The sequence below is a fragment of the Pseudomonas sp. NBRC 111124 genome, assembly GCF_001320245.1.
In the GTDB taxonomy this organism is placed as follows: Bacteria; Pseudomonadota; Gammaproteobacteria; order Pseudomonadales; family Pseudomonadaceae; genus Aquipseudomonas.
The window spans coordinates 190340-213730 of record NZ_BCBA01000012.1 but is presented as its reverse complement, the minus strand read 5'-3'; the positions used below and the strand labels follow the sequence as shown (position 1 = coordinate 213730).

General features: G+C 62.2%; 19 protein-coding genes and 7 tRNA genes. 20 read left to right on the top strand and 6 right to left on the bottom strand.

Features of this window, described 5'->3' with window-relative positions:
- Positions 1–633 precede the first annotated feature (633 nt).
- The 5 genes from APH28_RS06655 to APH28_RS06635 all read left to right on the top strand — a co-directional run bounded on the left by APH28_RS06655 (position 634) and on the right by APH28_RS06635 (position 4104).
- Positions 634–1269 (top strand): TetR/AcrR family transcriptional regulator, encoded by a 636-nt coding sequence (locus APH28_RS06655; RefSeq protein WP_008096393.1) that lies wholly within the window; start codon positions 634–636, stop codon positions 1267–1269.
- 106 nt (positions 1270–1375) lie between these two features.
- Complete coding sequence (locus APH28_RS06650) at positions 1376–2344, top strand: GTP 3',8-cyclase MoaA (RefSeq protein WP_060508168.1); 969 nt, start codon at positions 1376–1378, stop codon at positions 2342–2344.
- 66 nt (positions 2345–2410) lie between these two features.
- A complete protein-coding gene (locus APH28_RS06645; RefSeq protein WP_060508167.1) occupies positions 2411–3016 on the top strand; it encodes a DUF4823 domain-containing protein in 606 nt (201 codons plus the stop codon).
- Between the two features lie 10 nt (positions 3017–3026).
- Positions 3027–3587 (top strand): DUF1285 domain-containing protein, encoded by a 561-nt coding sequence (locus tag APH28_RS06640; RefSeq protein ID WP_060508166.1) that lies wholly within the window; start codon positions 3027–3029, stop codon positions 3585–3587.
- Positions 3588–3687: 100 nt separating this feature from the next.
- Positions 3688–4104 carry a cupin domain-containing protein gene (locus APH28_RS06635; RefSeq protein WP_060508165.1) on the top strand — a complete coding sequence of 139 codons (417 nt, stop codon included), beginning with the start codon at positions 3688–3690 and terminating at the stop codon, positions 4102–4104.
- Between the two features lie 77 nt (positions 4105–4181).
- Here APH28_RS06635 and APH28_RS06630 read toward each other — a convergent pair.
- A tRNA-Asn gene (locus tag APH28_RS06630) sits at positions 4182–4257 on the bottom strand.
- Positions 4258–4319: 62 nt separating this feature from the next.
- Positions 4320–5516 (bottom strand): amino acid aminotransferase, encoded by a 1197-nt coding sequence (locus tag APH28_RS06625; RefSeq protein WP_060508164.1) that lies wholly within the window; start codon positions 5514–5516, stop codon positions 4320–4322.
- A gap of 287 nt (positions 5517–5803) precedes the next feature.
- On the opposite strand from APH28_RS06625, the gene uvrB reads away from it, so the two are divergent.
- Positions 5804–7819, top strand: coding sequence for an excinuclease ABC subunit UvrB (gene uvrB, locus APH28_RS06620; protein WP_060508163.1), 2016 nt, complete (start codon positions 5804–5806; stop codon positions 7817–7819).
- Positions 7820–7941: 122 nt separating this feature from the next.
- Here the strand turns inward: uvrB and APH28_RS06615 are convergent, their stop codons facing one another.
- Positions 7942–9432, bottom strand: coding sequence for an MDR family MFS transporter (locus tag APH28_RS06615; RefSeq protein ID WP_177334231.1), 1491 nt, complete (start codon positions 9430–9432; stop codon positions 7942–7944).
- A 49-nt stretch (positions 9433–9481) separates the two neighbouring features.
- Positions 9482–10537, bottom strand: coding sequence for an HlyD family secretion protein (locus tag APH28_RS06610; protein ID WP_060508161.1), 1056 nt, complete (start codon positions 10535–10537; stop codon positions 9482–9484).
- 142 nt (positions 10538–10679) lie between these two features.
- Between APH28_RS06610 and gltX the strand changes: the two genes are divergently transcribed.
- The 12 genes from gltX (at position 10680) to APH28_RS06550 (ending at position 16860) form a co-directional block, all read left to right on the top strand.
- Complete coding sequence (gene gltX, locus APH28_RS06605; RefSeq protein WP_060508160.1) at positions 10680–12161, top strand: glutamate--tRNA ligase; 1482 nt, start codon at positions 10680–10682, stop codon at positions 12159–12161.
- Between the two features lie 234 nt (positions 12162–12395).
- A tRNA-Ala gene (locus tag APH28_RS06600) sits at positions 12396–12471 on the top strand.
- 72 nt (positions 12472–12543) lie between these two features.
- Positions 12544–12619, top strand: a tRNA-Glu gene (locus APH28_RS06595).
- A gap of 53 nt (positions 12620–12672) precedes the next feature.
- Positions 12673–12748: transfer RNA gene (locus tag APH28_RS06590), tRNA-Ala, on the top strand.
- Positions 12749–12790: 42 nt separating this feature from the next.
- Positions 12791–12866: transfer RNA gene (locus APH28_RS06585), tRNA-Glu, on the top strand.
- Between the two features lie 64 nt (positions 12867–12930).
- Positions 12931–13006: transfer RNA gene (locus APH28_RS06580), tRNA-Ala, on the top strand.
- Between the two features lie 42 nt (positions 13007–13048).
- Positions 13049–13124: transfer RNA gene (locus APH28_RS06575), tRNA-Glu, on the top strand.
- A 174-nt stretch (positions 13125–13298) separates the two neighbouring features.
- On the top strand, positions 13299–13838 hold the full coding sequence (locus tag APH28_RS06570) for a TetR/AcrR family transcriptional regulator (protein WP_060508159.1): 540 nt from the start codon (positions 13299–13301) through the stop codon (positions 13836–13838).
- Positions 13839–13862: 24 nt separating this feature from the next.
- The gene (locus tag APH28_RS06565) at positions 13863–14690 is read left to right on the top strand and encodes an alpha/beta fold hydrolase (RefSeq protein WP_060508158.1); all 828 of its coding nucleotides are present in this window, start codon (positions 13863–13865) and stop codon (positions 14688–14690) included.
- A 43-nt stretch (positions 14691–14733) separates the two neighbouring features.
- Positions 14734–15168: a thioesterase family protein gene (locus tag APH28_RS06560; protein WP_060508157.1), complete on the top strand. Its 435-nt coding sequence runs from the start codon at positions 14734–14736 to the stop codon at positions 15166–15168.
- 51 nt (positions 15169–15219) lie between these two features.
- Positions 15220–16191: a tRNA-dihydrouridine synthase gene (locus APH28_RS06555; protein ID WP_060508156.1), complete on the top strand. Its 972-nt coding sequence runs from the start codon at positions 15220–15222 to the stop codon at positions 16189–16191.
- 225 nt (positions 16192–16416) lie between these two features.
- Complete coding sequence (locus APH28_RS06550; protein WP_054885738.1) at positions 16417–16860, top strand: Hsp20 family protein; 444 nt, start codon at positions 16417–16419, stop codon at positions 16858–16860.
- Between the two features lie 58 nt (positions 16861–16918).
- Here the strand turns inward: APH28_RS06550 and APH28_RS06545 are convergent, their stop codons facing one another.
- Entirely contained in the window at positions 16919–20215 is a 3297-nt protein-coding gene (locus APH28_RS06545) for a PAS domain S-box protein (RefSeq protein ID WP_060508155.1), read from the bottom strand.
- A gap of 61 nt (positions 20216–20276) precedes the next feature.
- Positions 20277–21155 carry a LysR family transcriptional regulator gene (locus tag APH28_RS06540; protein ID WP_060508154.1) on the bottom strand — a complete coding sequence of 293 codons (879 nt, stop codon included), beginning with the start codon at positions 21153–21155 and terminating at the stop codon, positions 20277–20279.
- A gap of 131 nt (positions 21156–21286) precedes the next feature.
- Between APH28_RS06540 and leuC the strand changes: the two genes are divergently transcribed.
- The gene (gene leuC, locus APH28_RS06535) at positions 21287–22720 is read left to right on the top strand and encodes a 3-isopropylmalate dehydratase large subunit (RefSeq protein WP_060508153.1); all 1434 of its coding nucleotides are present in this window, start codon (positions 21287–21289) and stop codon (positions 22718–22720) included.
- Positions 22717–23361, top strand: coding sequence for a 3-isopropylmalate dehydratase small subunit (gene leuD / locus APH28_RS06530; RefSeq protein WP_060508152.1), 645 nt, complete (start codon positions 22717–22719; stop codon positions 23359–23361). The genes leuC and leuD overlap by 4 nt, the downstream gene beginning before the upstream one ends.
- Positions 23362–23391 lie beyond the last annotated feature (30 nt).

Here is a 23391-nt window from a genome sequence, read left to right as displayed (position 1 = left end):
CCTATCATCCGGCCCCTACGCTGCGCTGCGGGGTTCCCTCACTCCGGCGCCTTCCGGGCCCGCGCGGCCTACGACTTGCTGCGCAAGTCTACATCTCGCGCCTTCGGCTACGCCGAAGGGGTGCTGCGCACCCTGGCCCTCCAGACGCCTGCGCTCGGCCTCCTGAAGTCGCACTCAGCGTCGCCTGGGCTACCGCGCGCTTAGAAGCAAAATCAACAGCGAGAGCCAGAGCCAGAGCCAGAGCCAGAGCCAGCCGGGGCCGAGTACTGGGCAAAAAAAACCCGGGTTCTGGGGGGGGAATCCGGGTTAAGACCATTAGGAGTAAAACAAAGGTACGCGGTCCCTGAGCACCTTTATCAGCGCGCCACTTGGGGGGGATGCGCCGCGCCAACACTTCAAGTATTGGTCAGGTTTGGCACAGTGCCAGTGATTCTCTGTTCGTTTTTTAAACAGATTTGGAATACGCCCGCCGTCCCTTCCTCCTTCAAGGCATTCCCCTGTGCCTTGTCGGGTACCGTTTGCTCGATCCGCTGAAGGCAAACTCATCGTGAAACACAGACATGGTTGGATGATCCGTGCAATTTGCTGCAAGTTAGGCATAATAAACCGCTTCAATGTCATCCAGTCCTTCCTATGCAGAAAGAACCTCGTAAGGTCCGTGAGTTTCGCCGTCGCGAACAGGAAATCCTCGATACAGCGCTGAAACTGTTCCTCGAACAGGGTGAAGACAGCGTCACCGTCGAGATGATCGCCGACGCTGTAGGTATCGGCAAAGGCACGATCTACAAGCACTTCAAGTCCAAGGCGGAGATCTACCTGCGCCTGATGCTCGATTATGAGCGTGACCTGAACGCGCTGTTGCACTCGGCCGATGTCGATCGCGACAAGGAGGCGCTGTCGCGCGCCTACTTCGAGTTCCGCATGCGCGACCCGCAGCGCTACCGGCTGTTCGACCGCCTGGAAGAGAAGGTGGTCAAGGGCAACCAGGTACCGGAGATGGTCGAGGAGTTGCACAGCATTCGCGCCTCCAACTTTGACCGCCTGACCCAGCTGATCAAGGGCCGCATCAGCGAGGGCAAGCTCGAAGATGTGCCGCCGTACTTCCACTACTGCGCCGCCTGGGCGTTGGTGCACGGCGCCGTGGCGCTGTATCACTCGCCGTTCTGGAGCAATGTGCTGGAGGACCAGGAGGGCTTCTTCCAGTTCCTCATGGACATCGGCGTGCGCATGGGCAACAAGCGCAAGCGTGACCCGGAAGCCACCAACTAAAGGCACTCGTCATCATGGAGTGAGCCTGGCATGAAATGGGACTTGCAAAAACTTGAACCATGAGTCAAGTTTTGCCAGCCCCGATTTATCCATGCCGGAGTCATCCATGATCGTCGATCGTCAAGGCAGGCGTTTTCGCAACCTGCGCGTCAGCCTGACGGCTGCCTGCAATTACGCCTGCAGCTACTGCGTGCCGGATGGCAAGCGCCTGGTCGCGGCCCAGGATGAGCTGTCGGCTGAGGCCTTGGCCCGGGGCGTGGCCTACCTCATCGAGGCCGCTGGTATCGAGCGTTTGCGCATCACTGGTGGCGAGCCGCTGGTCAGCCCTCGGCTGGATGCCTTTCTGGCGGCGGTAACCAAACTTGACCTTGACGACATCGCGCTAACCACTAACGGCCAGCTGCTCGCCCGCAAGCTGCCGCAGCTGCAGGCGGCCGGTATTCGCCGGCTTAACGTGTCCCTCGATACCCTCGACCCTCAGGCTTTTCGTCGCATCGCCCGTGGCGGTGACCTAGCCAGCGTGCTGGCGGGCATGGACAAGGCCAGCACCATGGGCATGCGCATCAAGGTCAACATGGTACCCATGCGGGGGCAGAACCTCGATCAGGTGCTGCCGATGCTCGAGTACTGCATGGCGCGTGGTTTCGAGCTGCGTTTCATCGAGCTGATGCGCATGGGGCACTTGGCCCGGGACAGCAATGCGTTCCTGCAGCAGTTTGTCGGGCTTGATGCATTGCTCGATGTGATAGGCGCCCGTTATGGCTATCAACAGGTCGACGCCCCTCTCGATGCCACGGCGCTGCGCTACCAGATCCCGGGTCAAGGCCACTTCGGCGTCATTGCCAACGAAAGCGTGCCGTTCTGCCGGACATGCTCGCGGCTGCGCCTGTCGTCTACCGGTTGGCTGCACGGTTGCCTGTCTTCGGGCAATCGCCACTTTGTCGGTGACCTGCTAGAAAAACCACGCCATCAGGCGTTGCCAGGCTTGCAGCGGTTGCTGGTAAAAGCCCTGGCAGACAAGCAGGAGCTGGCGTTTTCCGGGGGTGTGACGGTGATGAAGGTGATTGGCGGCTGAAGCTGGCGCAAAAGCTGCATCCGCCGGCTATTCGCCGGTTTTTCGTCACCGGCCACTGGAGGAAAGATGCGTAGCCTGGTCTTGCTGCTGACGCTGATGGCGTTGGGCGGCTGCATGAATGTCAGCGATATGGGCGAGGGCGTCCGTTACCACATGAGCGATGCCGGCTTGCTGGACCACAGCGATACCCGTCGTACCCTGTCGATTCGCCTGCAGCCTGATTCGTTCATCTTCATCGGTCAGGGGGCGTTCATGCCGCCGGGCAAGGGCCCGCTGCCGAAGCAGAATGCGGTGGCCGAGGAGGCATTCAAGAGTTTCATCGAGTATTTCCCGCTGGTACGCCGTGCCCAAGGGCCGCTGGGCCTTGAGGAAGCCATTGCCCAGGCCCGTTCGGTCGGCGCCGATTATGTGCTCTACACCCGTTTCGCCCGCACCGACGACCGTATCGGCAATGGCGATGAATGGTATGACGAGCAGGCCGTCGACCGTCTGGGTTGGGACACCGGTGTGGTGCAGATGATGCTGATCGAGACCAACACCCGTTATCTGATCGACACCGCCCGGATCAAGAGCCGTGGCGGTTTGTTGACGTTCCACGACCAGTCACCGCAAGATTTGCTTGGCGCACCGATGCGCGAGTACGCTCGTAGCCTTCTGGGCATGAGCGAGTGAGGGCAGGGTGATGACGGATTCCGGCAAGGCCAGCGATCTATTGGCGCAGATCCCCAAGCACAAGGGGCTGCCGCCGGTGCATCTGTGGAATCCGGATTTCTGCGGCGATATCGACATGCGTATCGCCCGCGATGGCACATGGTATTACCTGGGTACGCCGATTGGGCGCAAGCCGATGGTCCGGCTGTTTTCCACCATCATGCGCCGCGATGGCGATGATTATTTCCTGATCACCCCGGTGGAGAAGGTCGGTATTCGCGTCGACGATGCACCGTTCGTGGCGGTGGCCCTTGAGGTGCTGGGCAGTGGCGAGGCGCAGGTGCTGCGCTTTACCAGTAATGTCGAGGATCAGGCCGAAGCGGGGCCGCAGAACCCGTTGCGGGTTGAGATCAACCCCGATACCCAGGAACCGTCGCCCTACGTGCTGATGCGCAGCAACCTTGAGGCGTTGATTCATCGCAATGTGTTCTACCAGTTGGTCGACCTGGCAGTGCCGCGGGTGATCGATGGCGACGAGTGGCTGGGCGTGTGGAGCCATGGCGTGTTTTATCCAATCGGGCGCAACTGCTGAGCGCGTCACGTCTGGCCTCCTGCTTTTCCTCCTGATTGGCCGTTTGCGCGCAGCGTCACCGGGCCTAACCTGCAGGCACTTGCCAACCAGGAGAAGCTCCGTGAAATCTGCCAACTTTTCGTATGCCTTGCTCATTGCTGCTGGATTGCTAGGTGGCCAGGCCACTGCCTGGGCTCACGGCGATGCCGCTGACCAGGTAAAAGTCCTGCAGCAACAACAGCCCTCGAACGCCCCAGGCAAGAACGCCGTCATGCTTACGGTCAGCTATGCTCCCGGGCAAGCGTCGCCTGGCCACCAGCATCCGGGTGCGGTCATGGCCTATGTGCTGGAAGGGGCAGTGGTATCGAAGCTCAACGACGAACAGGAAAAAACTTACAAGGCCGGTGAGTACTGGTACGAAGCGCCCGGCACCGTGCACAGCGTTTCGCGCAATGCGAGCAAGACCCGGCCTGCCAAATTGCTGGTGTGGAGTCTGGTGGATGAAGGCAAGCCGGTGACTGAGCCACTTGGCAAGTGAGGGATAGGGCTGAAAATCATCCGCCAGACAACGAAAAAGCCCCCGATGCTTGCGCATACGGGGGCTTTCTCAGTATTTGGCTCCGCGACCTGGACTCGAACCAGGGACCCAATGATTAACAGTCATTTGCTCTACCGACTGAGCTATCGCGGAATCTGCGCGTATCTTACCGATTGCCAGGAGGAAGTCAAGCGACCTCCTGACAAATCAATCAGTTACAGCACTTCAACGATGGCCTTGGTGACCACGTGAATGTTGCTCTGATTCAGCGCCGCGACGGCGATGCGGCCGGTGTCCAGGGCGTAGATGCCAAAGTCGTTCTTCAGGCGGGCAACCTGCTCAACGGTCAGGCCCGAGTAGGAGAACATGCCCACCTGGCGGCCAACGAAGCTGAAGTCGCGATTGGCGCCGTACTCGGCCAGCAGCGAGACCATCTGCTTGCGCATGCCGTGGATGCGCTCGCGCATTTCGCTCAGTTCGGCTTCCCACATCTGGCGCAGCTCGGCGCTGTTCAGCACGGTAGCGACGATGGTCGCGCCGTGGGTTGGCGGGTTGGAGTAGGTGGTGCGAATCACGCGCTTGACCTGCGACAGCACGCGGGTGCTTTCGTCTTTCGAGGCGGTGACGATCGACAGCGCGCCGACGCGCTCGCCGTACAGCGAGAACGACTTGGAGAACGAGCTGGAAACGAAGAATTCCAGGCCTGACTCGGCGAACAGGCGCACAGCGAAGGCGTCTTCAGCGATACCGTCACCGAAGCCCTGGTAGGCCATGTCGAGGAACGGTACGTGGCCCTTGGCCTTGACCACTTCCAGCACGTTCTTCCAGTCGTCCAGGGTCAGGTCGACGCCGGTCGGGTTGTGGCAGCAGGCGTGCAGCACAACGACCGAGCCGGACGGCAGGGCGTTGAGGTCTTCGAGCATGCCGGCACGGTTGACGTCGTTGCTCGGCGCGTCGTAGTAACGGTAGTTCTGTACCGGGAAGCCAGCGCTTTCAAACAGCGCACGGTGGTTTTCCCAGCTCGGGTCGCTGATGGCTACGACCGCGTTCGGCGAAATGCGCTTGAGGAAGTCGGCACCGATTTTCAGAGCGCCAGTGCCGCCAACGGCCTGCACGGTGACCACGCGGCCAGCGGCCAGCAGCGGCGACTCGGCACCGAACAGCAGCTTCTGCACGGCCTGGTCGTAGGTGGCGATACCATCGATCGGCAGGTAGCCGCGCGAGGCATGCTGGGCAGCACGCTGGGTCTCGGCTTCAATCACGGCGCGCAGCAGCGGAATGCGGCCTTCCTCATTGCAGTAGACGCCTACGCCCAGGTTGACCTTGTCGGTACGTGGGTCGGCGTTGAATGCTTCGTTGAGGCCCAGGATAGGGTCGCGGGGTGCCAGCTCGACAGCGGAAAACAGGCTCATTGTTACTTCGGCTCTGATTGGAGAGTGATAGGGCGTACACGCTCCAGCCGAATGCACTGAAGCGGTGCACAAACGGGGAGTCAGTATAGTGATACCGACCGGTCACTGCGACAGTCGGGCGCAGGTTTTCCGGCGATTTGCGCAAATATTTTTCGACCATTGGTCGAAATGCCCGGTCCACCGTAATGCGCACTCACAGCTTGGCCTTGAATCCGGCCCCTGGCGGGCGCATTTGGGTATAGACTACTGGCTAAATTTACAGTTGCTGCGTTACCGCGAGGTCCGTCATGTCCGAGTTCCAGCTCGTCACCCGTTTCCAGCCGGCCGGCGACCAGCCCGAGGCCATCCGCCAGATGGTCGAAGGCATCGACGCGGGTCTGTCGCACCAGACCCTGCTCGGGGTGACCGGTTCGGGCAAGACCTTCAGCATCGCCAACGTCATCCAGCAGGTGCAGCGGCCAACCCTGGTACTGGCGCCGAACAAGACCCTGGCGGCACAGCTGTATGGCGAGTTCAAGGCATTCTTCCCGAACAACGCGGTGGAGTACTTCGTTTCCTACTACGACTACTACCAGCCAGAAGCTTACGTGCCGTCGTCGGACACCTTCATTGAGAAGGACGCCTCGATCAACGACCACATCGAACAGATGCGCCTTTCGGCGACCAAGGCGCTTCTGGAACGGCGCGATGCGATCATCGTCACCACCGTGTCGTGCATCTACGGCCTGGGCAGCCCCGAGACCTACCTGAAGATGGTCCTGCACGTCGACCGCGGCGACAAACTCGACCAGCGCGCGCTGCTGCGCCGCCTGGCCGACCTGCAATACACCCGCAACGAAATGGACTTCGCCCGTGCCACCTTCCGCGTGCGCGGTGACGTGATCGACATCTTCCCGGCCGAATCCGACCTCGAAGCCATACGCATCGAGCTGTTCGACGACGAAGTGGAGAACATTGCTGCCTTCGATCCACTGACCGGCGAGGTTTTCCGCAAGCTGCCGCGCTTCACCTTCTACCCCAAGAGCCACTACGTGACCCCGCGGGAAACCCTGCTGCAGGCAGTGGAGAACATCAAGGAAGAACTCAAGGACCGCCTCGAGTACCTGCACAAGGCCAACAAGCTGGTCGAGGCCCAGCGCCTGGAGCAACGCACCCGCTTCGATCTGGAGATGATCCTCGAACTGGGTTACTGCAACGGCATCGAAAACTACTCGCGCTACCTCTCCGGGCGCCCGGCCGGTGCAGCACCGCCCACCCTGTACGACTACCTGCCGGCCGACGCGCTGCTGGTGATCGACGAGTCCCACGTCAGCGTTCCGCAGGTCGGCGCCATGTACAAGGGCGACCGCTCGCGCAAGGAAACCCTGGTCGAATACGGCTTCCGCCTGCCGTCGGCGCTGGATAACCGGCCGATGCGTTTTGACGAGTGGGAGGATGTCAGCCCGCAGACCATCTTCGTATCGGCCACTCCTGGCCCGTACGAAGCCGAGCATGCAGGCCGTGTAGTCGAGCAGGTGGTACGCCCGACCGGCCTGGTAGACCCTCAGGTCGAGATTCGCCCTGCGCTGACCCAGGTCGATGACTTGTTGTCGGAGATTCGCAAGCGTGTCGAGGCAGGCGAAAGGGTACTCGCCACCACGCTGACCAAACGCATGGCCGAGGACCTCAGTGATTACCTGGCCGACCACGATGTGCGAGTCCGTTACCTGCACTCGGACATCGACACCGTGGAGCGGGTAGAGATCATCCGCGACCTGCGCCTTGGGACCTTCGATGTGCTGGTGGGTATCAACCTGTTGCGCGAAGGCCTGGACATGCCTGAAGTGTCGCTGGTGGCGATTCTCGATGCCGACAAGGAAGGCTTCCTGCGTTCCGAGCGCTCGCTGATCCAGACCATCGGCCGCGCCGCGCGGAACCTCAATGGCCGGGCGATTCTGTATGCCGACAACATCACCGGTTCCATGCAGCGCGCCATCGACGAAACCGAACGGCGCCGCGAAAAGCAGATCGCCTTCAACCAGGCCAACGGCATCGTGCCCAAGGGCGTGGTCAAGGACATCACCGACATCCTGGAAGGCGCCACCGTGCCTGGTGCGCGCAGCAAGAAGCGCAAGGGCATGGCCAAGGCGGCGGAGGAGAGCGCCCGTTACGAGGCCGAGCTACGTACCCCGGGCGAGATCACCAAGCGCATCAAGCAGCTGGAAGAGAAGATGATGCAATTCGCCCGCGACCTGGAATTCGAAGCTGCCGCGCAATTGCGTGACGAAATTACCCAGTTGCGCGAGCGCCTGATCACCAGCTAAAAATCCATTACCTGTGCTGGCCTTTTCGCGGGTCAAGCCCGCTCCTACAGAGACGCCACAACTTTTGAGAGCTGTGAAGCACCTGTAGGAGCGGGCTTGACCCGCGAAGAGGCCAGTACAGGTTAATGAGCTTCCCCAGCTTTCAACCCCTCCGGCAGCTTCCGGGTCAACAGCACCGCCACCATGCTCACCGCCAGCCCAATACCCACAAAGTGGAAGGCATCGTTGTAGGCCATGATCAGCGCCTGCTGGTGGGCAATCTCGCTCAACTTGCCCAGTGCCGCATTGTCATTGCCCAACCGCTCCGCCAACTGCGCCAGCCGCTCCGCCACCTGCGGGTTGCTCGGCACCACCGATTCGCGCAGATAGTCGAAATACACCTTGGTTCGCGCATCCAGCAAGGTCGCCAGCAAGGCAATGCCGATCGCGCCGCCTAGGTTACGCAGGATATTGAACAGGCTCGATGCAGACCCGGCATCCTGCGGCTGGATATACGCCGTGGCGATCAGTGAAATGGTCACCATGATCATCGGTTGGCCAAGGGCGCGGATGATCTGGATATGGTTGAATTGCGGCCCGGCAAAGTCCGGGTTCAGGACCCCCGAACCAAAACTGGCGACACCGAACAGGCAGAAGCCGATGGCGCACAGCAATTTGGGCGACACCACCTTCATCAGCTGTGGCACCAGCGGAATCAGAAACAGCTGCGGGACGCCCATCCACATGATCACCTCGCCGATCTGCAGGGCGTTGTAGCCCTGGATCTGCGCCAAATACAGCGGCAGCAGGTAGATCGAGCCATAAAGCCCTACGCCCATGCCCAGGCTGGCAATGCTCGACAGGCCGAAATTGCGGTTGCCGAGGATGCGCAGATTGATCAGTGGGTGGGGCTTGGACAACTGGAGGATGACGAAGGTGATCAGGCTGATCAGGGCGACAGTCGCCAGACCGACGATCAGGTTGGATTCCAGCCAGTCCTTGCGGTGGCCCTCTTCCAGAAACACCTGCAGGCATCCCAGGCCCACGCCGAGGGTGACGATGCCGGCGTAGTCGGTGCTTTTCAGCAGCTCCCAGTGCGCCTCCTTCTTCTCCAGGCCGTAGAGCAGGCCGGCGATCATCACGAGCCCGGGCGGGATGTTGATGTAAAAGATGTATTCCCAGCCCCAGTTTTCGGTCAGCCAGCCACCCAGGGTCGGGCCGATCGATGGGGCGAACGTGGCGGTCATGGCGAACATTGCCATGCCTTTGGCGCGGTGGTGCTCAGGCAGCTTGATCAGGGTCAGGGTAAATGCCAGCGGGATCAGCGCGCCGCCAGTGAAACCCTGCAGGGCGCGGAACAGGATCATGCTCTCGAGGTTCCAGGCCATCGAGCACAGCAGCGAGGACAACAGGAAACCGCCTGACACCCAAACCGCCAGGCGCCGCGCCGAGAGCAGCTGCACCAGCCAGGCGGTCAGCGGAATCATGATGATCTCCGCCACCAGGTATGAAGTGGAAATCCACGAACCTTCCTCCAGGGTCGCCGACAGCGCGCCCTGGATGTCCTTGAGCGAGGAGTTGGTGATCTGGATGTCCAGCACTGCCATGAAGGCACCCAGCATCACGCTCATCACCGCGATCCAGTCGCGCCGGGTTGGCTCCGCAGTTGGGCGCAGCAGTTGATCACCGGCCATCGTGGCCTTCGTCTTCACGGCGCAGGTCGACGGTGGCGGTAACCGACATGCCGGGGCGAATGCGCCCATGCAGCGGGTTGTCGGCGGCGAAGGTCAGCTTGACCGGAATGCGCTGTACCACCTTGGTGAAGTTGCCGGTGGCGTTGTCTGGCGGCAGCAGGCTGAACTGCGCCCCGGAAGCGGCGAACAGGCTTTCGACGCGGCCCTCGATCGGGGTGTCGGGGTAGCTGTCGAACAGTAGCTCGGCGCGCTGGCCTGGCTGCATCTTGCCAATCTGGGTTTCCTTGAAGTTGGCCTGCACCCAGATGTTTTCATCGGGCACGATCGACAACAGATAGGCGCCGGCCTGCACCACCTGGCCATTGCGGGCATTGCGCTGGCCAATGGTGCCGCTAAGCGGCGCACGGATCTCGCAGCGGGTCAGGTTCAGTTCGGCCTGGGCCAGGTCGGCACGGGCATTGGCGATTTGCGCGTCAAGGCGCTTGAGGTCGGCATTCAGGGCCGTGACCTGCTGCCGCTGGCTTTGCAAGTCGGCGCGGGCCTTGTCGACCTGGGAGCCGGCCACATGGCTGTCCGCCGACAGGGTTGTAACCCGTTCCTCGGAAACGTAGCCAGGCTTGCGCAGTTTTTCGGCGCGGCCAAGGTCCAGGCGCGAGCGGTCGTAGGTGGCCTGGTTGGCGGCCACCTGCGCTTGGCCGGCGGCGATCAGGCTGCCTTGTTGGGTCAGGCGGCTCTGCGCCTGGGCATATTCGGCTTCGCGGGTGGCCAGGGCGGCGCGGGCGCGCTCGATGGCCAGCTCGAAGTCGGCGGCCTCCAGACGTACCAGCACGTCACCCTTGTTGACGTGCTGGTTGTCGTCGACCCGCACCGCTTCGATGCGTGCGCCGAGCTGGCTGGAGATACGAGTGATTTCGCCCTGCACGTAGGCGTTGTCGGTGCTCTCGTAGAAGCGACCTTTGAAATACCACTCGGCCAGAAAGGCGAGGGCGATGATGGCCACCAGGGTGAAGAAGATCGCCAGGCGGCGTTTGAGTTGGGCAGGCATGAGGACTATCGTTCCAGAAATGTAATCAAATTTAACAGCGGCAGATGGCCAGTCGACAAGTGGCGTTCGCGCCATTGCTGGAGCCCGGTGCCTGCTCCCTGCTAACATCCCGCCTTTGTTTCATCTTTCGTTCGAGACTCTCATGACCACCGTTCGCACGCGTATCGCGCCATCGCCCACTGGCGACCCCCATGTTGGCACCGCCTACATCGCCCTGTTCAACTACTGCTTTGCCAAGCAGCACGGCGGTGAGTTCATCCTGCGTATCGAAGACACCGACCAGCTGCGCTCCACGCGCGAGTCGGAACAGCAGATCTTCGACGCCCTGCGCTGGTTGGGCATCGAATGGAACGAAGGCCCGGATGTCGGTGGCCCGCACGGCCCTTACCGGCAGAGCGAGCGTGGCGAGATCTACGCCAGGTACGCCAAGCAGCTGGTCGATGCCGGCCACGCGTTTTACTGCTTCTGCACCGCCGAAGAGCTGGAGCAGATGCGCGCCGAGCAGATGGCCCGTGGTGAAACCCCGCGCTACGATGGCCGTGCACTGCTGCTGAGCGCCGAAGAAGTGCAGCGCCGCCTGGCCGCCGGCGAGCCACACGTGATCCGCATGAAGGTGCCGAGCGAAGGCATCTGTGTGGTCCCGGACATGCTCCGTGGCGATGTCGAGATTCCTTGGGATCGCATGGACATGCAGGTGCTGATGAAAAACGACGGCCTGCCGACCTACTTCCTGGCCAACGTGGTCGATGACCACCTGATGGGCATCACCCACGTGCTGCGTGGCGAAGAGTGGCTACCATCGGCGCCGAAGCTGATCAAGCTGTACGAGTATTTCGGCTGGGAACAGCCGAAGCTGTGCTACATGCCGCTGCTGCGCAACCCGGATAAGTCCAAGCTGTCCAAGCGCAAGAACCCGACATCGGTGACCTTCTACGAGCGCATGGGCTTCATGCCCGAGGCCATGCTCAACTACCTCGGCCGCATGGGCTGGTCGATGCCGGACGAGCGCGAGAAGTTCTCCCTGGCCGAGATGGTCGAGCACTTCGACCTGTCGCGTATCTCCCTGGGTGGCCCGATCTTCGACATCGAGAAGCTGTCCTGGCTCAACGGCCAGTGGCTGCGCGAACTGCCGGTGGAAGAATTCGCTGCGCGTGTACAGAAGTGGGCGTTCAACAGCGACTACATGATGAAGATCGCCCCTCACGTGCAGGGCCGGGTCGAGACCTTCAGCCAGGTCGCCCCACTGGGTGGCTTCTTCTTCGAGGGCGCGCTCAAGCTCGACGCCAAGCTATTCGAAAGCAAGAAGCTGTCCGCCGACCAGGTGCGCCAAGTGATGCAGCTGATCCTGTGGAAACTGGAAAGCCTGCGTCAGTGGGAGAAAGAGCGCATCACCGGCTGCATCCAGGCCGTGGTCGAATCGCTGGAGCTGAAGCTGCGTGACGCCATGCCACTGATGTTCGCCGCCATTACCGGCCAAGCCAGCTCGGTATCGGTGCTCGATGCCATGGAAATCCTCGGCCCCGACCTGACCCGCTACCGTCTGCGTCAAGCCCTGGACCTGCTCGGCGGTGTGTCGAAAAAAGAAAACAAGGAATGGGAAAAGCTGCTGGCCAACATCGCCTGAGGCTTCCCCCTGTCACGTGCAGGAGCGGCTTTGTCTGCTCCTGCAGGACCGAATACCCTCGCGACAGCAGGGCAGGGCGGTAAGTGATTGTTATCTGTGAAAAAAATTTTGAGTATTTTCAAAATTTAGTTTGACAGCCCTGCAATCCGATCTTAATATGCGCCCCGTCCACAGCGATGAACGAAAACGAAACGCCAGCCACCCAGGCAGCGCTTCTGTTCAAAGCGACATTGTGGGGCTATAGCTCAGCTGGGAGAGCGCCTGCATGGCATGCAGGAGGTCAGCGGTTCGATCCCGCTTAGCTCCACCAAATTCCGCTTGGCAGCCGAGGCTGTCGAGCAAGATCGGGTCCAGCAACCGGGTCTTGAAGGTGAGAAGGTTCGTCCCCTTCGTCTAGTGGCCTAGGACACCGCCCTTTCACGGCGGTAACAGGGGTTCGAGTCCCCTAGGGGACGCCAGTTTTACACAAGCGATGTTTCAGGATGTCGCTGGGCCGAGAGGCTAGAAATCCGGGGCTATAGCTCAGCTGGGAGAGCGCCTGCATGGCATGCAGGAGGTCAGCGGTTCGATCCCGCTTAGCTCCACCAATTTTGCCGCGGTTCGTGTAAACGGATCGGCACGAAGGTTACGTCCCCTTCGTCTAGTGGCCTAGGACACCGCCCTTTCACGGCGGTAACAGGGGTTCGAGTCCCCTAGGGGACGCCACTTTTACCCGCGTTTTGCGGGACTTAAAAAGGCTCGTTCGCTTATTGAATGAGTCTTTTGTTTCGGGGCTATAGCTCAGCTGGGAGAGCGCCTGCATGGCATGCAGGAGGTCAGCGGTTCGATCCCGCTTAGCTCCACCAATTCTGCCAGGGTTCGATTCATCGAATCTTCGCGAAGGTTACGTCCCCTTCGTCTAGTGGCCTAGGACACCGCCCTTTCACGGCGGTAACAGGGGTTCGAGTCCCCTAGGGGACGCCACTTTTACCCGCGTTTTGCGGGACTTTAAAGGCTCATTCGCTTATTGAATGGGCCTTTTGTTTTTTCTCTCTTCCCAAAAATCCTGGCGCCGACAAGCGGTGGGAGATTCTGCTTGCTTAAAAATATGATAAGCATAATATTTCGATCATCATATTTTGTTCGGTGAGCTGGCGAATGAGCGACAAGAAGAGCAAGACCCGCGAACGTATTCTTGAGGCTGCGCGCAGCGCGTTGATCCAGCACGGCCCAGCCGAGCCGAGTGTCAGCCAGGTAATGGGCGCGGCTGGCCTGACCGTTGGCGGTTTCTATGCGCATTTCGAGAGCAAGGACGACCTTATGCTCGAGGCCTTCCGCCAGTTGCTGGGCGAACGGCGTGCCTTGCTCGCCCAAATCGACCCAAACCTCGATGGGGAGGGGCGTCGGGCCCTGGCGAGTGCGTTCTACCTGTCGCGCAAGCACCGTGACGCCGAAGTGCATGCCTGCCCGCTGCCCAACTCGCTCGGCGAGATGCAGCGCCTGCCGGAAGCGTTTCGGGAGGTGCTGGCCGAGCATATCGAGCTGATGACAGCAGCCATGGTCGACCGCCCGGAAGACGCCGACAAAGCCTTGGCTGATCTGGCCCTGATGATTGGCGGTCTGGCGCTGGCACGTGCCCTGGGCTCGGGCGAGTTGTCCGACCGCATCCTGCGTGCCGCCAAGTCGGCAGTTCTCTGAAACCCCTGATCCTGGAGCAAGGCGATGACTACCCTGAGCTGGATTCGTGGCGTGAATGGCACCCTGGGCCGGCTAGCCCCCGAGCACATCGCCGGCAAGATGCGCCGTGCCTTCATGACCCCGCGCAACCTGCCGCCCCGGCAATGGGAGCTGCCGCTGCTGGCCAGTGCCGAGCGCATCACCTTGCGCTTCGGCCTGTCGGCCTTGCGCTGGGGTAAAGGGCCGACGGTGTTGCTGATGCATGGCTGGGAAGGGCGCCCGACCCAGTTTGCGGCGTTGATCGAAACCCTGGTGCAGGCCGGGCACACGGTGGTGTCGCTGGAAGGCCCGGCCCATGGGCGCTCGCCCGGCCAGCAGGCGCATGTGGTGCTGTTTGCCCGGGCGTTGCTCGAGGCGGCCGCCGAACTGCCGCCGTTGCGTGCGGTGATCGGCCATTCCATGGGCGGCGCTAGCGTGCTACTGGCGTTGCAGATGGGGTTGCGTGCCGAGGCTGCCGTGAGCATTGCGGCGCCAGCGCAGCTGCTGGGTGTGTTGCGTGGCTTTGCCCGTCACCTGGGCTTGCCAGCGCGGGCCAGGGCGGCGTTCATCCGACAGGTCGAACGGGATGTCGGCATGCAGATCGCCCGTCTCGATGTCAGAGGCTACCAGTTAGAGCTGCCGGGGCTGGTGGTGCATGCCGCTGACGACGCGCTGGTGCCGGCCGGTGAGGCGCAGGTCATCCACAAGGCCTGGTTCGACAGCCGGCTCATGCTGTTGGAGGAGGGTGGGCATCAGCGTGTGCTGGCTGACCCGCGCCTGAGCGAGGCGGTGCTGGAGCTGCTGGCCCGTGAACCTTCGCGGCAGAGCGCTTGAACATCCGTTACACTCGGCCCGTTCACTGATATCGGGAGCGGGCATGAGCTGGGACCTGGCAACGCCATTCATCATCGACTTGCGCGTCGGCAGCGAGGACATCGACGGCCTCGGGCACGCCAATAACGCGGTCTACGTCACTTGGCTCGAGCGCTGCGCCTGGCGCCACTCCCAGCGCCTGGGTCTGGACCTGGCCGAATACCGCCGTCTGGACAGGGCCATGGCGGTCGTGCGCCATGAAATCGACTACCTTGCCGCCGGCTACGAGGACGACGAGTTGCAGCTGGCCACCTGGATCATCGACTGGGACCAGCGTCTGCGCATGACTCGGCGCTTTCAACTCAAGCGCCCACGCGACGGCGTGACCTTGCTGCGCGCGCAAACCACCTTCGCTTGTATCGAGTTGTCCAGCGGCAAGCCCAGGCGCATGCCGGCGGAATTTGTCGACGGCTACGGGCCGGCGCTGATCGGCAGCTGAAGCTGCGTCTTTTTTTGCTAGACTGCCGGCTTTTTCCGCCGAGACCCAGAAATGCAAATTGCCCTGGCCCCCATGGAGGGGCTGGTCGACAACATCCTGCGCGACGTCCTGACCCGAGTGGGCGGCATCGATTGGTGCGTCACCGAGTTCATCCGCGTATGCGACCGCCTGCTGCCGGCTTCTTCGTTCGACAAGCTCGCCCCTGAGCTGCGCCAGGGTGCACGCACGGCAGCGGGCGTGCCGATGCGCGTGCAGCTGCTGGGGTCGGACCCGGTATGCCTGGCGGAAAACGCCGCGCTGGCCTGCGAACTGGGCGCACCGGTCATTGACCTGAACTTCGGCTGCCCGGCCAAGACCGTGAACAAGTCGCGCGGCGGTGCGGTGTTGCTCAAGGAGCCGGAGCTGCTGCATGCCATCGTGCGTGAAGTGCGCCGCGCGGTGCCGGCTCATATCCCGGTCACTTCCAAGATGCGCCTGGGTTTTGACAGCCCGGATGGGGCGCTGGATTGTGCCACGGCGTTGGCCGAGGGCGGTTCGGCGCACCTGGTGGTGCATGCGCGGACCAAGGTGGAAGGCTACAAGCCGCCCGCTCACTGGGAGTGGGTGGCGCGGGTGCAGGATGTGGTCAAGGTACCGGTGTTCGCCAATGGCGAGATCTGGACCGTCGACGACTGGCGGCGTTGCCGCGAGGTCAGCGGTGCCGAAGACATCATGCTCGGGCGCGGCCTGGTGTCGCGGCCAGACCTGGCCCTGCAGATCGCTGCTGCGCGGGATGGGCGTGAGTACCAGCCGCTGAGCTGGGACGACCTGCTGCCGTTACTGCGCGAGTTCTGGCGCCAGGCCCAGTCCAAGCTGTCGCCGCGCTATGCTCCGGGGCGGATGAAGCAGTGGTTGGCCATGCTGACCCGAAGTTATCCCGAGGCAGTGGTGCTGTTTGCCGAGTTGCGCCGAGAAGATGATTGCGCCCGCATCAGCCGGTTGCTTGGGCTTGAGGCGATCTCCTTCGAGCCATGTGTCGCCTGATCCGGCCTCTTCGCGGGCTCGCCCGCTCCCACAGGTATGGTGCTGCCTTCAGGGCCTGTGAAATGCCTGTGGGGGCGGGCATGCCCGCGAAGAGGCCAGCACCGATTTCAAATTTTTTCAGGGCTCCCCTTGAAAGCTTTTCTGTAGGCCCTATCTCTTGAGTACGCGATGCCGAAGTCGGGTCGCGCAGTGACTTTACTTGCTGAACCTCAGGAGTTTATGACCATGACTACCGCTTTCTCTCTCGCTCCACTGTTCCGCCATTCCGTTGGCTTCGACCGTTTCAACGATCTGTTCGAGTCCGCGGCACGCAATGAGGCGGGTAGCAGCTACCCTCCCTACAACGTGGAAAAACATGGCGATGACCACTATCGCATCGTGGTTGCCGCAGCCGGCTTCCAGGAGCAGGACCTCGACCTGCAAGTCGAAAAAGGTGTCCTGACCGTAATCGGTGGCAAGCGCGAGAACGGCACCGCTGAAGTGACCTACCTGCACCAGGGCATTGCCCAGCGTGCCTTCAAGCTGTCGTTCCGCCTGGCTGACCATATCGAGGTCAAGTCGGCCGGCCTGGCCAACGGCCTGCTCAGCATCGACCTGCTGCGCATCGTGCCGGAAGAGGCCAAGGCCAAGCGCATCCCGATCAATGGCGACCAGCCTGCACTGAACTGATGCTTACGGGCTAGGTTCACTAAGAAGAAAGGGCACCTTCGGGTGCCCTTTCTTCGTTTCAGTAGTCCGCCGGTGCTTCCAGCAACATCTGCCTGAACTCCGGCAGCGGCAGTGGCCGGCTGTGCAGGTAACCCTGGTACAGGTGGCAACCCAGGCGTTCGAGAAACGCCAGTTGCTCAGTCAGCTCCACCCCTTCGGCAATCACCGCCAGGTCCAGGCTTCGGGCCATGGCCACGATGGCACGCACAATTTCGGCATCGTTGGGGTCATCAGGGGCATCGCGGACGAACGTCTGGTCGATTTTCAGTGCATCCACCGGCAGGCGCTTGAGGTAAGTCAGCGAGGAGTAGCCGGTGCCGAAGTCGTCCATGGCAAAGCTCACGCCGTACTGCTTGAGTTCACGCATCTTGCTGATGGTGTCGTCCAGGTTCTGGATGACAATGCCCTCGGTGATCTCCAGCTTCAGCATCTGCCGTGGCAGGCGGTAGTCGTCCAGGCTGCGCAGCACCCGCCCGACGAAGTCGTTCTGGCGGAACTGACGCGGGCTGATGTTCACGCACAAGCTGAAGTCATTGGCGTCGATCAAGCCGTCTTCCAGCATGCGTGCGCAGGCATCACAGGCTTCGTCGAGGATCCAGCTGCCAACTTCGAGGATAAGGCCACTTTCTTCCAGTACCTGGATGAACTGTGCGGGGGGTTGCTGGCCCAGTTGTGGGTGGTGCCAGCGCAGCAGCACTTCGGCACCGACGATGCGATTGTCGCGGGCATCGACCTGGGGCTGGAAATGCAAGGCCAATTCGCCGCGGGCCAGGGCCAGGCGCAGGTCGCTTTCCATGCGCAAGCGCTCGCTGGCGGCCTTCTGCATGGTGGTGTGGAACAGTTCAGTGGTGTTGCGCCCGGAGTCCTTGGCCCGGTATAGGGCGATGTCGGCGCGCTTGAGCAGGTCGGCCGGCGTGGTGCCGTGGTCGGGGATCAGCGCTACGCCGATGCTCGGCGTCACCTGCAGGCGCTGGCCGTCCAGCGACATCGGTTCGGCCAGCAGTTCGCGCAGGGTGTCTGCCAGTTCGCGGACCTTGCCTTCCACCGCTTCGCGGCTGCCTTCCAGGCCGCTGAGCAGCACCACGAACTCATCGCCACCCAGGCGCGCCACGGTGTCTTCCAGGCGCACGCTGGCTTCCAGGCGTGCGGTGATGATTTTCAGCACGGTGTCGCCCACCGGATGCCCGAGCGAGTCGTTGATGTGCTTGAAATGGTCGAGGTCGAGGAACAGCAGCGCGCCACGCAGGTTGTGCCGGCGCAGCAGGGCGATCTGCTGGCTCAGGCGGTCCATCAGCAAGGCGCGGTTGGGCAGGTTGGTCAGCGGGTCGTGGTAGGCGAGGTGGCGGATCTGTGCCTGGGCGTTCTTCAGCTGGCTGACATCGCGGGCGTTCAGCAGCAGGCAGTCGACCTCGTTCAGGCTGATCGGCTCCACCGACACCTCCACGGTGAGGATGTCGCCGCGCTTGTTGCGCCCGAGCATCTCCCGGTGGTGCACCCGGCCACGTTCCTTGAGCTCGCTGAGCAGGGCGCTGCGCTGCTTGTCGTCGGCCCAGATGCCGATATCGTACACGCTGCGGCCGATCACCTCGTCGGCACTGTAGCCGGTCAGCCGGCAGAAGCCGTCGTTGACCTCCAGGTAGCGGCCGCTGCGGCGTTCGGTGATGGTGATGGCGTCGGGGCTGGAGTGAAAGGCCTTGGCGAACTTCTCTTCGCTGGACTTGAGCGCTGCCTCGGCACGTTGCTGCTGCGTGATGTCGCGCAAGGTGGTGACGCTGCAAGGCTGGTCGTCGACACTGATCAGGCGACTGGCAATCACGCAGGTCAGCGGCGCGCCATTGCGGTGGTTGACCACCACCGCAACATTGCTCAGCGCCTGTTCGCGGATCACCTGTTCGATGCGTCGGGCACGCTCGATCGATTCGGCCCACAGGCCGATCTCTTCGGCGGTGCGGCCAATCACCTGTTCGGCACTCCAGCCGAAGGTCTGGGTGAAGGCCGGGTTGATCTCGATGAACTGGCCAGTGTCCTGGCGCGTCACGCAGATCGGGTCGGGGCTGGCCTGGAACAGGCTGGCGAACTTTTCTTCCGAGGCGCTCAGGCGCTGTTCGCGTTCTACCTGCTCGGTGATGTCGAGCAAGGTGCCGGCCATGCGCAACGGGTTGCCTTGATCGTCGCGGTACAGGCGCGCACGGCTTTCGATGTAGCGCGAGGTGCCGTTTTCCAATTGCACGCGGTAGGTGATCTGGTAGTTGCCGGCGGGCCCTTCGCGCAGGCTGCGGTAAGCCTGGCGCATGCTGGCGCGCTCGTGCTCCGGCACGCCTTCGAAGAACGAATCGAACGACTCGTGGAACGGTACCGGGTCCAGCCCGTGCAGTTGCGCGGCGCGGGCCGAGCCATAGAGCATGCCGCTGGGAATATGCCAGTCCCAAGTGCCCAGTTGCGCCGAGTCCAGTGCCAGGTCGAGGCGTTCCTGGCTGTCTTTGAGGGCCTGCTCGGCGCGTTTGCGCTCGGTGGTGTCGACGAAGGTGCTGATCAGGTAGGTGACACCCTCCATTTCGATGCTTTGGGTGCACAGGATGCCGTCGTGGAGCTTGCCGGTGCTGGCGCGAAACTGCACTTCCATGATCGCTGGGCCGTGGCTGGCGCGGGTGGCCTCGATGACCTGGTGGCGTTGTTCGGGGTTGACCCAAAGGCCCAGCTCGAGGCTGGTCTTGCCGATCACCTGGCCGCCGGGCCAACCGAACATGTCCTCGAAGTGCTGGTTGACCTCGATGATCATGCCGTCCTGGCGACGGCTCAGCAAAATGGCGTTGGGGCTCAGGTGGAACAGCGTGGCGAAGCGCTTTTCCGAGTTGATCAGCGCGGTTTCCCGCTCGCGTTGGCGGGTGATTTCGCGGATCACCCCAATCATCTGTCGGCGGCCATGGCGGTCGTGGGTCAGGCTGCCGTTGATTTCCAGCCAGTGCAGGCTGCCGTCCGGCCAGCGGATGCGATGGCGCATGGCCTGTTCCACCGGCTCGCCATTGACCACGGCGTGGAACAGCTGACGCGTGCGGGCGCGGTCTTCTTCCGGCAGCAGGTCGAGGTAGTCGATGTCGTTGGGCAGCGGGCGTTGCGGGTCGAAGCCGAACAGCGCCTGGGTACCCCGTGACCAGCTGACCCGGCCAGTGTCGATATCCCACAGCCAGGCGCCCAGGCGTGCACCATTGAGCGCGGCCAGCAGCTGCGGAGCATTCTGCCAGGCCTGTTCCGATTCCTGGGGGTCGGCCGCAGGGATGCGCGGCAGGCGCGGAAAGCGATTAGCGGATTTGGGCATGGGTACCAGACCTTTGGCGTTTGACGCGTCCATGAGTTGGAAATGCCGTGCTGACGACCGGTCAGGCGGACCCTGCGTGGCTGTCGAGCAGGGCCATGAAGGCCCTTGCAGCGTTCGATAGCGTGCGCTCTGTATGCAGAATGTAGCCTAGCTGGCGCGACAGCTGTATGCCGGGCAAGGCGATGGGTGCAACCTGATCATCCAGCATAGTCCGGGGCAGCACGCTCCACGCCAGGCCAATCGACACCATCATCTTGATGGTCTCCAGGTAGTTGGTGCTCATGGCGATGTTCGGTGTCAGGCCCTGGCTTTCGAACAGGCGCTGGACGATGTGATGGGTAAAGGTGTTGCCGCCGGGGAACACCGCCGGGTGGCGAGCGACGTCGGCCAGGCTCACGGCTTGGTTGCTGGCCAGCAGATGCTCAGGCGCCGCCACGAAATCCAGGGCGTCGTCCCAGACCGGTATGGCCTTGACCAGATGGTGAGGCTCGGGGGCGAGGGTGATGACGGCAATTTCAGCGCGGCCATGGAGGATTTCATCGTAGGCCTGTTCCGAATCCATGAACTGAATATCCAACGCCACAGCCGGATACTGCCGGGTAAAGGCCCGTAATAACGGGGGCAGGCGGTGCAAGCCGATATGGTGGCTGGTGGCCAGGGTGAGACGACCGCTCACTTCCCCGGTCAAATTGGTCAGCGCCCGTCGGGTATCATCGAGGACGTTGAGGATCTGGTAGGCGCGGGGCAGCAGGGCGCGGCCGGCTTCGGTCAGGGTCACTTCGCGACCCAGGCGATCGAACAGGCGCACGTCCAGTTGCTGTTCAAGGCCAGCGATGCGTTTGCTGATCGCCGGCTGGGTGAGGAACAGGCGTTCACCTGCACTAGAGAAACTGCCGGTCTCGGCGATGGCGATGAATGCGCTCAGGTTGGCCAGGTCCACGATTTCGGATTCCTTTTGGTTATCCAAAGCATAAAAATTATGAATTTGAGTTATTCAATCTAACCCCATAGCATCGTCCGTACAAGCCAAGGGGTCTTTGGCATAGAAAGACGCTGATGAGGAACAGTCTGATGGCTGGCAAAACGCTCTACGACAAACTCTGGGAAGCCCATGAGGTCAAGCGCCGTGATGACGGCTCGTCCTTGATCTACATCGACCGCCATATCATTCACGAAGTGACGTCGCCCCAGGCCTTCGAAGGCCTGCGCCTGGCCAACCGCAAGCCGTGGCGCATCGATGCCAACATCGCCACCCCTGACCACAACGTGCCGACCACGCCAGAGCGCAAGGGCGGTATCGAAGCCATCGTCGACCAGGTGTCGCGCCTGCAGGTGCAGACCCTCGATGAGAACTGTGACGAATACGGCATCGTCGAATTCAAGATGAACGACGAACGTCAGGGTATCGTTCACGTCATCAGCCCGGAACAGGGCGCTACCTTGCCCGGCATGACCGTGGTCTGCGGCGACTCGCACACCTCCACCCACGGCGCGTTCGGTGCCTTGGCCCATGGCATCGGTACCTCCGAGGTCGAGCACGTGCTCGCCACCCAGTGCCTGGTCGCCAAGAAGATGAAGAACATGCTGGTGCGTGTCGAAGGCCAGTTGCCGGCCGGCGTCACCGCCAAGGACATCGTCCTTGCCGTGATCGGCAAGATCGGCACTGCCGGTGGTAACGGCCATGCCATGGAATTCGCTGGCAGCGCCATCCGCGAATTGTCGATGGAAGGCCGCATGACCATCTGCAACATGTCCATCGAAGCCGGTGCCCGTGTGGGCCTGGTAGCGACCGACGCCACCACCGTTGCCTACGTTGAAGGCCGGCCGTATGCGCCGAAAGGCGAGGACTGGAAGCGTGCCGTCGAAGCGTGGAAAGAGCTGGTTTCCGACGACGATGCCGTGTTCGACACCGTGGTCGAGCTCGACGCCGCGCAGATTAAGCCGCAAGTCAGCTGGGGCACTTCGCCTGAGATGGTGTTGGCCGTGGATCAACGCGTGCCGGACCCGGCCGCCGAGCCAGACCTGATCAAGCGTGGTTCGATCGAGCGCGCCCTCAAGTACATGGGCCTCGCCGCCAACCAGGCGATCACCGACATCAAGCTCGACCGTGTATTCATCGGTTCGTGCACCAACTCGCGCATCGAAGACCTGCGCGCCGCCGCCGAAATCGCCAAGGGCCGCAAGGTCGCCGCGACAGTCAAGCAGGCGCTGGTCGTACCGGGCTCCGGCCTGGTCAAGGCTCAGGCCGAGCGTGAAGGCCTGGACAAGATCTTCGTCGAGGCCGGCTTCGAGTGGCGTGAGCCCGGCTGCTCCATGTGCCTGGCGATGAACCCGGACCGCCTGGAAAGCGGCGAGCACTGCGCGTCCACCTCCAACCGCAACTTCGAAGGCCGTCAGGGCGCGGGTGGCCGTACCCACCTGGTCAGCCCGGCCATGGCCGCCGCTGCCGCGGTGACCGGTCACTTCATCGATGTCCGCGAGTTGATCCAAGGGAGCGCAGCATGAAAGCCTTTACCCAGCACACCGGCCTCGTCGCGCCGTTGGACCGTGCCAACGTCGACACCGACCAGATCATCCCCAAGCAGTTCCTCAAGTCGATCAAGCGCACCGGTTTCGGCCCCAACCTGTTCGACGAGTGGCGTTACCTGGATGTCGGCCAGCCGTACCAGGACAACAGCAAGCGCCCGCTGAACCCGGAATTCGTGCTCAACCACGCACGTTACCAGGGTGCCAGCGTACTGCTGGCGCGCGAGAACTTCGGTTGCGGCTCGAGCCGTGAACACGCGCCGTGGGCGCTGGACGAATACGGCTTCCGCAGCGTGATTGCGCCGAGCTTCGCCGACATCTTCTTCAACAACAGCTTCAAGAACGGCTTGCTGCCGATCATCCTCAGCGACGAGGAAGTCGACGAGCTGTTCAAGCAGGTCGAAGCCACCCCGGGCTACCAGTTGACCGTTGATTTGCAGGCGCAGGCGGTGACCCGTCCGGATGGCAAGGTACTGCACTTCGAAATCGACGCGTTCCGTAAGCACTGCCTCCTGAATGGCCTGGACGACATCGGCCTGACCTTGCAGGACAGCGACGCGATCAAGGCGTTCGAAGGCAAGCACCGCGCCAGCCAGCCTTGGCTGTTTCGGGATGCCTGAAGTTCGTAGTTAGCACTACTGGCCTCTTCG

Bases quoted from the DNA above. Each gene is read 5' to 3' on its own strand.
- APH28_RS06655 (WP_008096393.1), top strand. From the start codon at position 634: ATGCAGAAAGAACCTCGTAAGGTCCGTGAGTTTCGCCGTCGCGAACAG.
- APH28_RS06650 (WP_060508168.1), top strand. From the start codon at position 1,376: ATGATCGTCGATCGTCAAGGCAGGCGTTTTCGCAACCTGCGCGTCAGC.
- APH28_RS06645 (WP_060508167.1), top strand. From the start codon at position 2,411: ATGCGTAGCCTGGTCTTGCTGCTGACGCTGATGGCGTTGGGCGGCTGC.
- APH28_RS06640 (WP_060508166.1), top strand. From the start codon at position 3,027: ATGACGGATTCCGGCAAGGCCAGCGATCTATTGGCGCAGATCCCCAAG.
- APH28_RS06625 (WP_060508164.1), bottom strand. From the start codon at position 5,516: ATGAGCCTGTTTTCCGCTGTCGAGCTGGCACCCCGCGACCCTATCCTG.
- uvrB (WP_060508163.1), top strand. From the start codon at position 5,804: ATGTCCGAGTTCCAGCTCGTCACCCGTTTCCAGCCGGCCGGCGACCAG.
- APH28_RS06610 (WP_060508161.1), bottom strand. From the start codon at position 10,537: ATGCCTGCCCAACTCAAACGCCGCCTGGCGATCTTCTTCACCCTGGTG.
- gltX (WP_060508160.1), top strand. From the start codon at position 10,680: ATGACCACCGTTCGCACGCGTATCGCGCCATCGCCCACTGGCGACCCC.
- APH28_RS06570 (WP_060508159.1), top strand. From the start codon at position 13,299: ATGAGCGACAAGAAGAGCAAGACCCGCGAACGTATTCTTGAGGCTGCG.
- APH28_RS06565 (WP_060508158.1), top strand. From the start codon at position 13,863: ATGACTACCCTGAGCTGGATTCGTGGCGTGAATGGCACCCTGGGCCGG.
- APH28_RS06560 (WP_060508157.1), top strand. From the start codon at position 14,734: ATGAGCTGGGACCTGGCAACGCCATTCATCATCGACTTGCGCGTCGGC.
- APH28_RS06555 (WP_060508156.1), top strand. From the start codon at position 15,220: ATGCAAATTGCCCTGGCCCCCATGGAGGGGCTGGTCGACAACATCCTG.
- APH28_RS06550 (WP_054885738.1), top strand. From the start codon at position 16,417: ATGACTACCGCTTTCTCTCTCGCTCCACTGTTCCGCCATTCCGTTGGC.
- APH28_RS06545 (WP_060508155.1), bottom strand. From the start codon at position 20,215: ATGCCCAAATCCGCTAATCGCTTTCCGCGCCTGCCGCGCATCCCTGCG.
- leuC (WP_060508153.1), top strand. From the start codon at position 21,287: ATGGCTGGCAAAACGCTCTACGACAAACTCTGGGAAGCCCATGAGGTC.
- leuD (WP_060508152.1), top strand. From the start codon at position 22,717: ATGAAAGCCTTTACCCAGCACACCGGCCTCGTCGCGCCGTTGGACCGT.